Genomic DNA, 12,473 nt, shown 5'->3' with positions numbered 1-12,473 from the left:
GATTATCCCTCCTTCTTTTCTGATACCACAACTGTAATGTGGCTTGTGCGTTTGTTAATTTGGCTTGCACGACCCATTGCACGTGGACGGAAACGTTTCAACGTTGGACCTTCGTCAACGAAGACTTTTTCAACAACTAGGTTGTTAATGTCCATCTCATAATTGTGCTCTGCATTTGCGATTGCAGATTTTAAAACTTTTTCTACAACTGGAGAAGCAGTTTTTGGTGTGTGGTTAAGGATAGCAATCGCTTCACCCACTTGCTTACCTCGGATTAAGTCTACTACTAAACGAACTTTACGAGGAGCAATACGAACTGTTCTCGCTACTGCTTTAGCTTGCATTGAAGTGCCTCCTCTCATTATCTTCTAGTTTTCTTATCGTCAGCAAGGTGACCTTTATACGTACGAGTTGGTGCGAATTCACCTAACTTATGGCCAACCATATCCTCAGTGATGTACACAGGTACGTGTTTACGACCATCATATACAGCGATTGTGTGTCCGATGAACTGAGGGAAGATTGTTGAACGGCGAGACCAAGTTTTAACAACTTGTTTTTGCTCAGATGCAACTAATTTTTCCATTTTGCTCATTAAGTGATCATCGACAAATGGTCCTTTTTTTAAGCTACGAGCCATTTTGGTGCCTCCCTTCGTGATTGGCGTACGGTTCTAGAAATGAACCGTACTACAATCCCATTATTTTTTACGACGACGAACGATGAATTTGTCAGACGCTTTGTTTTTCTTACGAGTCTTGAATCCAAGAGTTGGTTTACCCCATGGAGACATTGGAGACTTACGTCCGATTGGAGAACGTCCTTCACCACCACCGTGTGGGTGATCAACCGGGTTCATTACAGAACCACGAACTGTTGGGCGTTTACCTAACCAGCGAGAGCGACCTGCTTTACCGATTTTGATAAGTTCGTGTTGTTCGTTACCTACTTGACCGATTGAAGCGCGACAAGCAGATAATACAAGACGTACTTCACCAGAAGTTAAACGTACAAGTACGTATTTACCTTCTTTACCAAGTACTTGAGCAGATGTACCAGCAGAACGAACTAATTGTCCGCCACGACCAGGCTTAAGCTCGATGTTATGAACAACAGTACCTACTGGAATGTTGATTAATGGTAATGCGTTACCGATTTTGATGTCAGCTTCTGGGCCAGACATAACTTCCATACCTACTTCTAAAGATTTAGGAGCAAGAATGTAACGTTTTTCACCGTCAACGTAGTTAATTAATGCGATATTCGCAGAGCGGTTTGGATCGTATTCGATCGTAGCAACGCGTCCTGGAATTCCATCTTTGTTACGCTTAAAGTCGATGATACGGTATTGACGCTTATGTCCGCCACCTTGATGACGTACAGTAATTTTACCTTGGTTATTACGACCAGCCTTCTTGCTTAAAGGAGCAAGTAATGACTTTTCGGGTCTGTCAGTCGTGATTTCAGCGAAATCATTCGTAGTCATATTACGACGACCGTTAGTAGTTGGATTATACTTTTTAATTCCCATCTCAATTTCCCTCCTTCTTTAGTAAGAATTAAACGCCTTGGAAGATTTCGATTTCTTTGCTGTCAGCAGTTAGCTTAACGATTGCTTTACGACGACGGCTAGTAAAACCAGCGTGACGACCAACGCGTTTTGCTTTCGGCTTGTAGTTCATGATGTTCACTTTTTCTACTTTAACACCAAAGATCGCTTCAAGAGCATCTTTAACTTCTGTTTTATTAGATTTAACGTCCACATCGAACGTGTATTTTTTTTCAGCCATCATTTCCATAGAACGTTCAGTGATAACTGGGCGCTTAATGATATCACGAGGATCTCTCATTATGCAAGCACCTCCTCTACTTTTTCCACTGCCGCTTTTGTCATGATTAGCTTATCATGATGAAGCACGTCTAAAACGTTTACGCCATCAGCAGTGATTACTGTTACTCCAGGGATATTGCGAGCAGATAACTCTACAGATTCGTTTGCATCAGCAGTTACGATAAGAGCTTTCTTCTCAACAGTTAATCCTTTAAGTACTGCTAGCATGTCTTTTGTTTTTGGTGCATTTAACACTAGGTCTTCAAGAACTACAATGTTGTTCTCAACTACTTTAGTAGCTAATGCAGATTTGATTGCTAAACGACGAACTTTCTTAGGAAGTTTGTACGCATAGCTTCTTGGTGTAGGTCCGAATACCGTACCACCACCACGCCATTGAGGAGAGCGGATAGACCCTTGACGAGCACGTCCAGTTCCTTTTTGACGCCATGGTTTACGACCACCACCGCGAACTTCAGAGCGAGTTTTTACTTTGTGTGTACCTTGACGTAAAGATGCACGTTGCATCATTACAGCTTCGAAAAGTACAGCTTCATTTGGTTCGATACCGAAAATAGCTTCAGCTAATTCGATTTCACCAACCTGTGAACCAGTTTGGTTATATACAGTAACTTTTGGCATTGGAATTCCTCCTTCCTATTGTGAATTATTTGCTAACCTTCACAGCGCCTTGAACAACTACAAGAGATTTCTTAGCACCTGGAACGTTACCTTTTACTAGTAATAAGTTGCGCTCAGTGTCAACTTGAACGATTTCTAAGTTTTGGATAGTAACTTGGTCTCCACCCATACGTCCAGCAAGTTTTTTGCCTTTGAATACACGGTTCGGAGCAACTGGGCCCATTGAACCTGGACGACGGTGATAGCGAGAACCATGAGACATAGGTCCGCGAGATTGTCCGTGGCGTTTGATAACACCTTGGAAACCTTTACCTTTAGAAATTCCTGTTACGTCAACGATTTCACCTGCAGCGAAAACTTCAACTTTTACCTCTTGACCAACCTCTAATCCGTCCACGTCTGCATCGCGGATTTCGCGAATGAAGCGCTTAGGAGTTGTAGATGCTTTAGCAGTGTGGCCTTGTTCAGGTTTGTTAGTTAACTTTTCACGTTTATCTTCAAATCCTAACTGGATTGCATTGTAGCCATCAGTTTCAGTTGTTTTCTTTTGAAGAACAACGTTTGGATTAGCAGCGATAACTGTTACTGGGATTAACTCACCGTTCTCAGCAAATACTTGAGTCATACCGATCTTTCTTCCTAAGATTCCTTTGGTCATGAGTTACACCTCCTACATTTTTAAGTTATATAATTTATAGTTTGATTTCGATATCTACACCAGACGGTAAGTCTAAACGCATTAATGAATCTACTGTTTGTGGAGTAGGACTCACGATATCGATTAAACGTTTGTGTGTGCGCATTTCGAATTGCTCACGAGAATCTTTGTACTTATGAACAGCACGAAGAATTGTGTAAATAGTCTTCTCAGTTGGTAATGGGATCGGACCAGAAACTGTTGCCCCAGAACGCTTAGCTGTTTCTACAATTTTCTCAGCTGATTGATCAAGAATACGGTGATCATAAGCTTTTAAACGGATACGAATTTTTTCTTTTGCCATTATTTTCCCTCCTTCGTTCGCCTATTTCTAAAATAGACCTTCTCCATGGAAATTTCCCCACACCATGCCATGGCAAAGCGGCCGGGTGTGTCAGCAACCTTCCACTTCATCGCAGTCAAAGACCAACATTGTCTATTATACAATGTTATTCGTCTAGATGCAAGCATCTTTTTGTTTGCATCTGCTTTTCTCTACTTTTGCTATTATACATGGCACTTTAAAGAATTTCAAGTTTTCATCTAACAGAATTCGTTTTACAGTTTCTGGATTATCTTTTGTTGTTTTTATATTACTATAGAAGAAACTCGTCAAAACAAAAAAACACACTCTTCTTCTTTATATAAACGCAAACAAAAAACCTAAGGGGAAATCCCTTAGGTTTTTTTATATCAGCTAAGATTACTCAACGATAGTAGCAACTACACCGTAACCTACTGTACGTCCACCTTCACGAATAGAGAATTTAGTTCCCTCTTCGATAGCGATTGGAGCGATAAGTTCGATAGTCATTTCGATGTTGTCACCAGGCATTACCATTTCAGTACCTTCTGGTAATTGGATGATACCAGTTACGTCAGTTGTACGGAAGTAGAACTGAGGACGGTAGTTAGCGAAGAATGGAGTGTGACGTCCACCTTCTTCTTTAGATAATACGAAAACTTCAGCTTTGAATTTAGCGTGTGCTTTTACAGAGCCAGTTTTAGCAAGAACTTGTCCACGTTGGATGTCTTCACGAGCAACCCCACGAAGAAGAGCACCGATGTTGTCTCCAGCTTGAGCTTGGTCAAGAAGTTTACGGAACATTTCTACACCAGTTACAGTTGTAGAAGCATTCTCTTCAGCAAGACCGATGATTTCTACTACGTCACCAACTTTAACGATTCCGCGCTCTACACGACCAGTTGCAACTGTACCACGACCTGTGATAGAGAATACATCCTCGATAGGCATTAAGAATGGTTTGTCAGTTTCACGTTCTGGAGTTGGGATGTAAGCATCAACTTCAGTCATTAATTCAATGATTTTTGCTTCCCAATCAGCTTCTCCTTGAAGAGCTTTAAGAGCAGAACCTTTGATTACAGGAATGTCGTCGCCTGGGAATCCGTATTCAGATAATAGGTCACGAACTTCCATTTCTACTAATTCTAATAATTCTTCGTCGTCTACCATGTCGCATTTGTTTAAGAATACAACGATGTAAGGAACACCTACTTGACGAGAAAGAAGGATGTGCTCACGTGTTTGAGGCATTGGGCCATCAGCAGCAGATACTACTAAGATACCGCCGTCCATTTGAGCAGCACCAGTGATCATGTTTTTAACATAGTCAGCGTGACCTGGGCAGTCAACGTGTGCATAGTGACGAGTTTCAGTTTCGTACTCAACGTGTGCAGTTGAGATTGTGATTCCGCGCTCTCTTTCTTCTGGAGCAGCGTCGATTTGATCGTATCCGCGTGCTTCAGCACCACCAGCTTTTGCAAGAACTGTAGTGATCGCAGCAGTTAATGTAGTTTTACCATGGTCAACGTGGCCGATTGTACCGATGTTAACATGGGGTTTAGAACGTTCGAATTTAGCTTTAGCCATTCTAAATTCCTCCTTAGTTTATATAGGTTATTTTATATTTAGACTAGAAAGCGAAACTTACGTCCCACTTTCTAAGCTTACATAAGTAGTTATACTCGAACAATTGATAAAAATCAATTATTCGCCTTTATTTTTTTTAATAATTTCTTCTGAAACAGACTTCGGTACTTCTTCATAATGATCAAATGTCATTGAGAATGTTCCGCGTCCTTGAGTGTTAGAACGTAATGCTGTCGCATAACCGAACATTTCAGAAAGTGGAACCATAGCGCGAACAACTTGTGCGTTACCGCGAGCTTCCATACCTTCTACACGTCCACGACGAGATGTTACGTCACCCATGATGTCTCCCATGTACTCTTCAGGAATTACAACTTCAACTTTCATCATTGGCTCAAGAATTACTGGGTTACATTTAGAAACCGCAGCTTTAAGTGCCATTGATGCAGCGATTTTGAACGCCATCTCAGATGAATCGACATCATGGTAAGAACCGTCAACTAATGCTGCTTTAATGTCAACTAGTGGATAACCAGCTAGTACACCATTTTTAAGTGAGTCTTCAAGACCCGCTCCAACAGCTGGGATGTATTCACGTGGAACTACACCGCCGACGATTTTGTTTTCGAATTCAAATCCTTTACCTTCTTCGTTAGGTGCAAACTCAATCCAAACGTGACCGAATTGTCCACGTCCACCAGATTGACGAGCAAACTTACCTTCAACTTTCGCAGCAGCGCGGAAAGTTTCACGGTATGCTACCTGAGGAGCACCAACGTTTGCTTCGACTTTGAATTCACGGCGCATACGGTCAACGATGATATCAAGGTGAAGTTCACCCATACCAGCGATGATAGTTTGGCCAGTTTCTTGGTCAGTGTGAGCACGGAATGTTGGATCTTCTTCAGAAAGCTTAGATAATGCTGTACCCATTTTATCTTGGTCAGCTTTAGATTTTGGTTCGATAGCTACAGAGATAACTGGCTCTGGGAATTCCATAGACTCAAGGATAACAAGGCTCTTCTCGTCACAAAGAGTATCACCAGTAGTAGTATCTTTTAAACCTACAGCAGCAGCGATATCACCAGCGTAAACTGTTGAAATCTCTTCACGGCTGTTAGCGTGCATTTGTAGGATACGTCCTACACGCTCACGCTTACCTTTAGTTGAGTTTTTCACGTATGATCCAGAGTTTAACACACCAGAGTACACACGGAAGAACGTTAATTTACCAACATAAGGGTCAGTCATGATTTTGAATGCTAAAGCTGCGAATGGTTCTTCATCGCTAGACTTACGTTCGATTTCTTCATCTGTATCCGGAAGAGTACCTTTAATAGCAGGTACATCTAATGGAGATGGTAGGTAGTCGATAACTGCGTCTAACAGAATTTGAACACCTTTGTTTTTGAATGCAGAACCACAGATTACTGGGAAGAATTCTACAGAAGTTGTAGCCTTACGGATACCAGCTTTAAGCTCTTCTACAGTGATTTCTTCACCTTCTAGGTACTTCATCATCATTTCTTCATCAAGCTCAGCTACCGCTTCAATAAGCTTTCCGCGGTATTCTTCAGCTAGTTCTTTGTGCTCTTCAGGAATTTCGACACGCTCGATGTCTGTTCCTAAATCGTTACCGTACATGTAAGCACACTCTTCAACAAGGTCAATGATACCATTGAACTCATCTTCAGCACCGATTGGTAACTGAATTGGATGTGCGTTTGCTTGTAAACGATCGTGGATTGTTCCTACAGAGTATAAGAAATCTGCACCGATCTTATCCATTTTGTTAACGAATACGATACGAGGTACACCGTAAGTAGTAGCCTGACGCCAAACAGTTTCTGTTTGTGGTTCTACACCAGATTGTGCATCAAGTACTGCTACCGCACCATCAAGTACGCGTAAAGAACGTTCTACTTCTACTGTGAAGTCTACGTGTCCTGGAGTGTCAATGATGTTTACACGGTGACCTTTCCATTGAGCTGTAGTTGCAGCAGAAGTAATTGTGATACCACGCTCTTGCTCTTGCTCCATCCAGTCCATCTGAGATGCACCTTCATGAGTTTCACCGATTTTATGAATACGTCCTGTGTAATACAGAATACGCTCAGTTGCTGTTGTTTTACCAGCATCGATGTGAGCCATGATACCAATATTACGAGTGTTTTCTAAAGAGAACTCTCTTGTCATTTGGTGTCTTGCTCCTTCCATATATGGATTGGATTTTTTATTTTAAGTAGCAAAAAAGCCACTTTATATTGTTACATATGCCAGTGTCCAGTACCCTCATTATGTAAAACGAGCGCCCAACGAAAGGGAGAGGCATTCTCCCTCTCCACACTTCCATAAGCGACAAATAAAGCGGTTTATGCATACATTTATTTTACGTTGAATCCTACCAACGGTAATGAGCAAATGCTTTGTTAGCTTCTGCCATTTTATGAGTGTCTTCACGTTTCTTAACAGATGCACCAGCGTTGTTAGCTGCATCTAAGATTTCGTAAGCTAGACGCTCTTCCATAGTTTTTTCACCACGAAGACGAGCATAGTTTACTAACCAGCGAAGACCTAAAGTTGTACGGCGTTCTGGACGAACCTCAACTGGAACTTGGTAGTTAGCACCACCAACACGACGAGCGCGTACTTCAAGAACAGGCATGATGTTCTTAAGAGCTTGCTCGAATACTTCCATTGGTTCTTTATCTGAACGTTCACGAACGATATCGAAAGCGTTATAAAGAATTGTTTGAGATTTACCTTTTTTACCGTCAACCATCATTTTGTTGATAAGGCGTGTTACTAGCTTAGAATTGTACATTGGATCTGGTAACACGTCACGTTTCGCAACAGGTCCTTTACGAGGCATATTGAGTTCCTCCTTTCATTATAAGTTTATTATTTTTTAGCAGGTTTTGGTCGCTTAGTACCATATTTAGAACGTCCTTGCATACGTTTGTCAACACCAGCTGTATCAAGCGCTCCACGAACGATGTGGTAACGTACCCCTGGTAAATCCTTTACTCGACCACCGCGAATTAATACTACGCTATGCTCTTGTAAGTTATGACCGATACCTGGGATGTAAGCTGTAACTTCAATACCGTTTGTTAAACGTACACGAGCGTATTTACGTAACGCTGAGTTAGGTTTCTTTGGAGTCATTGTACCAACACGAGTACATACACCACGTTTTTGAGGTGCAGAGATATCAGTTGATTTTTTCTTTAAAGAGTTAAATCCTTTGTTTAACGCAGGTGATTTAGATTTCCATACTTTATCAGTACGACCATTTCTCACTAATTGGTTAATAGTAGGCATTTGATTATCCTCCCTTCGCATGTTTGTATGACCACATATCCAGGTGGTTCATTATTAGTTGAAAACAAAGTTTTTGCAAGGAAGAGCAAATGCTCTCTCCTCACAAAAACAGTTTTAACTTATTATTCCTATTGCTGAAGCTCCCACTTGAATCCCCGAAACTTTTCCAAGCTTACGAACTGATTCAACCTTTGTTATGGGTATGTTATGTTGCAAAGCAGTGCGAATGATAATATGGGTTAACCGCACATCAGCATCTTCTGCAATAACAACTTCTTTAACTATACCATTTTTGATTGCTTCCAATGTGCGTTTATGACCAACGACTACATTTTCAGCATTTGACACTTTTTGATAAGACATATAAATATCCTCCAAAGCATCGTTCAGGAGCAACCTTGATTATAGTAACATTTTGACTCATACAATGTCAACTAGGATTAGATGTTTTTATACAAAATTTACGACGGAAAATTTTACTGTTCCACATAAATCTCATCGTTTTCTACATTCATGTTATCTTGTGTTGTTTTTACAAGATCCACTTTGCGATAACGATTCATACCTGTTCCAGCAGGAACAAGTTTACCGATAATAACGTTCTCTTTCAATCCTAGAAGCTCATCACGTTTACCTTTAATTGCTGCATCAGTTAAGACACGAGTTGTTTCTTGGAATGATGCTGCAGATAAGAATGAATCAGTTTCAAGTGAAGCTTTTGTAATACCAAGTAGAACAGGTCTAGCTGTCGCTGGTTGTTTACCTTTCAGTAACACCTTCGCATTCGCATCAGTAAACTGATGGATATCTAGTAATGTTCCTGGTAATACGTCTGTTTCACCTGCATCACTTACACGAACTTTACGTAGCATTTGACGTACCATTACCTCTACGTGTTTGTCACCAATTTCTACCCCTTGCATACGGTATACTTTTTGAACTTCACGTAATAAGTATTCTTGAACTGCTGTAATGTCCGTTACTTTTAGTAATTCTTTCGGATCAATAGAACCTTCTGTTAACTCTTTACCGTGGCTAATTGGCTGTCCTGGAGTTACTTTCAGACGAGCACCGTAAGGAATAGCATACGTACGAGCTTCAACTTCACCCTGTACAACTACTTCTTGGCGATCTTTAACATCGTTGATCGCTGCGATAACACCGTCGATTTCACTGATAACTGCCTGACCTTTCGGATTACGAGCTTCGAAGATCTCTTGGATACGAGGTAAACCTTGAGTGATATCATCTCCGGCAACCCCACCTGTATGGAATGTACGCATCGTTAACTGTGTACCTGGCTCACCGATAGATTGAGCTGCGATAATACCTACCGCTTCTCCTACTTCTACGTCTGTACCAGTTGCTAAGTTACGACCGTAACACTTCTTACATACACCATGGCGAGTGTTACACGTAAACGCTGAACGAATATTTACAGTTTCAACACCCGAATTTTCAACGATATGAGCGATATCTTCAGTAATTAATTGGTTTTCACTAACTAATACTTCACCTGTTTCAGGATGTTTTACAGTTTTTCTTGCAAAACGTCCAACAAGACGATCATATAATGACTCAATTACTTCATTACCCTCTTTAATCGCACCAATTAATAGACCACGATCTGTTCCACAATCATCTTCACGGACAATTACATCTTGTGCAACGTCTACAAGACGACGTGTTAAGTAACCAGAATCGGCAGTTTTAAGTGCTGTATCGGCAAGACCTTTACGCGCACCATGCGTAGAGATGAAGTACTCAAGTACTGTTAAACCTTCACGGAAACTCGATTTGATTGGAAGTTCGATGATACGACCAGATGGATTGGCCATCAGACCACGCATACCAGCAAGCTGAGTAAAGTTAGATGCGTTACCACGGGCACCTGAGTCACTCATCATGAAGATTGGATTGCGTTTATTCAAGGATTTCATCAGTTTTCCTTGGATAACATCTTTTGCATTACTCCAAATAGAGATAACGCGATCGTAACGTTCTTCTTCCGTGATTAAACCGCGACGGAATTGTTTAATTACATTATCTACTTTTGCTTGTGCTTCGTGGAGAATTTCATCTTTTTCGCCTAATACAAGAATGTCAGATACCCCAACTGTAATACCAGCTTTTGTAGAGTACTTGAACCCTAAGTTTTTCATACGGTCAAGCATGCGAGACGTTTCTGTAATTTGGAAACGTTTGAACACTTCCGCAATGATGTTACCAAGGATCTTCTTGCTAAATGGCGCCACTTCTTCGCGACTAGCAATAATTTCTTTAATGTTCGCACCTTTTTCAACGAAATATTCCGCTGGTGTTTCTTTTTCAAGGTTTGAGTTTGTCGGTTCATTAATATAAGGGAACGACTCTGGTAAGATTTCGTTAAATATTAATTTACCAACTGTTGTTAATAGAAGCTTACCTTTTTGCTCTTCAGTAAACGTTACGTTATTTACTGAACTTGCAGCAACTGCAACACGTGTGTGCAGATGTACATATCCATTTTGATATGCAAGTATTGCTTCGTTTGCATCTTTGAAGACCATACCTTCACCGATTGCGCCTTCACGCTCAAGTGTTAAGTAGTAGTTACCTAATACCATATCCTGAGATGGAGTAACAACTGGTTTTCCGTCTTTTGGATTCAAGATGTTTTGTGCCGCTAACATAAGAATACGAGCTTCTGCTTGTGCCTCTGATGATAACGGAACGTGAACCGCCATTTGGTCACCGTCAAAGTCCGCGTTGTATGCAGTACATACAAGTGGATGAAGACGAATTGCGCGACCTTCTACTAATGTAGGTTCAAACGCCTGGATACCAAGACGGTGAAGTGTTGGTGCGCGGTTTAGAAGTACTGGATGTTCTTTAATCACAGATTCTAAAACGTCCCAAACTTCAGGGTGTACACGCTCAATTTTACGTTTCGCACTCTTAATGTTGTGTGCTAACCCTTTTCCAACTAACTCTTTCATAACAAAAGGTTTGAACAGTTCAAGCGCCATTTCTTTCGGTAATCCACATTGGTACATCTTTAAGTTCGGTCCTACAACGATTACAGAACGGCCAGAGTAGTCAACACGTTTACCTAATAAGTTTTGACGGAAACGTCCTTGTTTACCTTTAAGCATGTGAGATAGTGATTTTAATGGACGGTTACCTGGTCCAGTTACTGGACGGCCACGACGACCATTATCAATTAATGCATCTACAGCTTCTTGTAACATACGTTTTTCGTTTTGAACGATGATGCTTGGAGCACCTAGGTCCAATAGACGTTTTAAACGGTTGTTACGGTTAATTACACGACGATATAAGTCGTTTAAGTCAGAAGTAGCAAAACGTCCACCATCTAACTGTACCATTGGGCGTAGTTCTGGTGGGATAACTGGTAGAACATCTAAGATCATCCAAGATGGTTCATTTCCAGAGTTACGGAATGCTTCTAATACTTCTAGACGTTTAATAGCACGAGTACGGCGTTGTCCTTGTGCTGTTTTTAATTCTTCTTTTAAGAAGTCTACTTCTTTATCTAAATCAATGTCTTGTAGTAGCTTTTTAATCGCTTCTGCACCCATAGCAGCTTGGAATGTGCTACCATATCGATCACGATATGCACGGTATTCTTTTTCAGAAAGTAATTGCTTCTTATCAAGTGGTGTATCTCCACTTTCTGTTACAACATAAGAAGCGAAATAAATTACTTCTTCAAGCGCGCGAGGGGACATGTCTAAGACAAGTCCCATGCGGCTCGGGATACCTTTGAAATACCAAATATGAGATACAGGAGCAGCTAATTCAATATGACCCATACGTTCACGACGTACTTTTGCACGCGTTACTTCAACGCCACATCGATCACAAACTACACCTTTATAACGTACACGTTTGTATTTTCCGCAATGACATTCCCAGTCCTTTTGTGGTCCGAAAATACGCTCACAGAACAAGCCATCTTTTTCAGGCTTTAACGTACGATAGTTAATAGTTTCTGGTTTCTTAACTTCACCGTATGACCAAGAACGAATCTTGTCAGGTGAAGCAAGTCCAATCTTCATATATTCAAAGTTATTTACATCTATCAA

At 40.9% G+C, this 12,473-nt stretch carries 13 protein-coding genes; all 13 read right to left on the bottom strand.

From position 1 onward, the window contains the following. Positions 1–2: 2 nt before the first annotated feature. The gene (gene rplV, locus N2V79_RS00675) at positions 3–344 is read right to left on the bottom strand and encodes a 50S ribosomal protein L22 (RefSeq protein ID WP_001148024.1); all 342 of its coding nucleotides are present in this window, start codon (positions 342–344) and stop codon (positions 3–5) included. 17 nt (positions 345–361) lie between these two features. Then, positions 362–640 carry a 30S ribosomal protein S19 gene (gene rpsS, locus N2V79_RS00670; RefSeq protein WP_000124454.1) on the bottom strand — a complete coding sequence of 93 codons (279 nt, stop codon included), beginning with the start codon at positions 638–640 and terminating at the stop codon, positions 362–364. Positions 641–700: 60 nt separating this feature from the next. Next, positions 701–1,531 (bottom strand): 50S ribosomal protein L2, encoded by an 831-nt coding sequence (gene rplB, locus N2V79_RS00665; protein WP_000511583.1) that lies wholly within the window; start codon positions 1,529–1,531, stop codon positions 701–703. Between the two features lie 28 nt (positions 1,532–1,559). Further along, positions 1,560–1,850, bottom strand: a complete 291-nt coding sequence (gene rplW / locus N2V79_RS00660) for a 50S ribosomal protein L23 (RefSeq protein ID WP_001205558.1) — start codon at positions 1,848–1,850, stop codon at positions 1,560–1,562. Further along, the gene (gene rplD / locus N2V79_RS00655) at positions 1,850–2,473 is read right to left on the bottom strand and encodes a 50S ribosomal protein L4 (RefSeq protein ID WP_001127258.1); all 624 of its coding nucleotides are present in this window, start codon (positions 2,471–2,473) and stop codon (positions 1,850–1,852) included. The genes rplW and rplD overlap by 1 nt, the downstream gene beginning before the upstream one ends. 25 nt (positions 2,474–2,498) lie before the next feature. After that, positions 2,499–3,131 carry a 50S ribosomal protein L3 gene (rplC, locus tag N2V79_RS00650; RefSeq protein WP_000160209.1) on the bottom strand — a complete coding sequence of 211 codons (633 nt, stop codon included), beginning with the start codon at positions 3,129–3,131 and terminating at the stop codon, positions 2,499–2,501. Between the two features lie 34 nt (positions 3,132–3,165). Beyond that, the gene (gene rpsJ, locus N2V79_RS00645) at positions 3,166–3,474 is read right to left on the bottom strand and encodes a 30S ribosomal protein S10 (protein WP_001040595.1); all 309 of its coding nucleotides are present in this window, start codon (positions 3,472–3,474) and stop codon (positions 3,166–3,168) included. A 399-nt stretch (positions 3,475–3,873) separates the two neighbouring features. After that, positions 3,874–5,061: an elongation factor Tu gene (tuf, locus tag N2V79_RS00640; RefSeq protein WP_001029617.1), complete on the bottom strand. Its 1,188-nt coding sequence runs from the start codon at positions 5,059–5,061 to the stop codon at positions 3,874–3,876. A 117-nt stretch (positions 5,062–5,178) separates the two neighbouring features. After that, entirely contained in the window at positions 5,179–7,257 is a 2,079-nt protein-coding gene (gene fusA / locus N2V79_RS00635; RefSeq protein WP_000196383.1) for an elongation factor G, read from the bottom strand. A 205-nt stretch (positions 7,258–7,462) separates the two neighbouring features. Continuing rightward, positions 7,463–7,933 carry a 30S ribosomal protein S7 gene (gene rpsG, locus N2V79_RS00630; protein ID WP_001137492.1) on the bottom strand — a complete coding sequence of 157 codons (471 nt, stop codon included), beginning with the start codon at positions 7,931–7,933 and terminating at the stop codon, positions 7,463–7,465. Positions 7,934–7,962: 29 nt separating this feature from the next. Then, complete coding sequence (gene rpsL / locus N2V79_RS00625) at positions 7,963–8,385, bottom strand: 30S ribosomal protein S12 (RefSeq protein WP_001142341.1); 423 nt, start codon at positions 8,383–8,385, stop codon at positions 7,963–7,965. A 114-nt stretch (positions 8,386–8,499) separates the two neighbouring features. Further along, a complete protein-coding gene (locus N2V79_RS00620; protein WP_000121831.1) occupies positions 8,500–8,748 on the bottom strand; it encodes a 50S ribosomal protein L7ae-like protein in 249 nt (82 codons plus the stop codon). 113 nt (positions 8,749–8,861) lie between these two features. Further along, on the bottom strand, positions 8,862–12,473 hold the full coding sequence (gene rpoC / locus N2V79_RS00615) for a DNA-directed RNA polymerase subunit beta' (protein WP_000567943.1): 3,612 nt from the start codon (positions 12,471–12,473) through the stop codon (positions 8,862–8,864).

It is taken from the genome of Bacillus sp. CH_70 (assembly GCF_038007045.1).
GTDB lineage: Bacteria > Bacillota > Bacilli > Bacillales > Bacillaceae_G > Bacillus_A > Bacillus_A cereus.
The sequence above is the reverse complement of the archived record's forward strand: the minus strand, read 5'-3'. Positions and strand labels throughout refer to the sequence as shown.

Coding starts and splice junctions, on each gene's coding strand:
- rpsG (WP_001137492.1), bottom strand. CDS start 7,933: ATGCCTCGTAAAGGACCTGTTGCGAAACGTGACGTGTTACCAGATCCA.
- rplC (WP_000160209.1), bottom strand. CDS start 3,131: ATGACCAAAGGAATCTTAGGAAGAAAGATCGGTATGACTCAAGTATTT.
- fusA (WP_000196383.1), bottom strand. CDS start 7,257: ATGACAAGAGAGTTCTCTTTAGAAAACACTCGTAATATTGGTATCATG.
- rplB (WP_000511583.1), bottom strand. CDS start 1,531: ATGGGAATTAAAAAGTATAATCCAACTACTAACGGTCGTCGTAATATG.
- rplV (WP_001148024.1), bottom strand. CDS start 344: ATGCAAGCTAAAGCAGTAGCGAGAACAGTTCGTATTGCTCCTCGTAAA.
- tuf (WP_001029617.1), bottom strand. CDS start 5,061: ATGGCTAAAGCTAAATTCGAACGTTCTAAACCCCATGTTAACATCGGT.
- rpsL (WP_001142341.1), bottom strand. CDS start 8,385: ATGCCTACTATTAACCAATTAGTGAGAAATGGTCGTACTGATAAAGTA.
- rplW (WP_001205558.1), bottom strand. CDS start 1,850: ATGAGAGATCCTCGTGATATCATTAAGCGCCCAGTTATCACTGAACGT.
- rpsS (WP_000124454.1), bottom strand. CDS start 640: ATGGCTCGTAGCTTAAAAAAAGGACCATTTGTCGATGATCACTTAATG.
- rpsJ (WP_001040595.1), bottom strand. CDS start 3,474: ATGGCAAAAGAAAAAATTCGTATCCGTTTAAAAGCTTATGATCACCGT.
- rplD (WP_001127258.1), bottom strand. CDS start 2,473: ATGCCAAAAGTTACTGTATATAACCAAACTGGTTCACAGGTTGGTGAA.
- N2V79_RS00620 (WP_000121831.1), bottom strand. CDS start 8,748: ATGTCTTATCAAAAAGTGTCAAATGCTGAAAATGTAGTCGTTGGTCAT.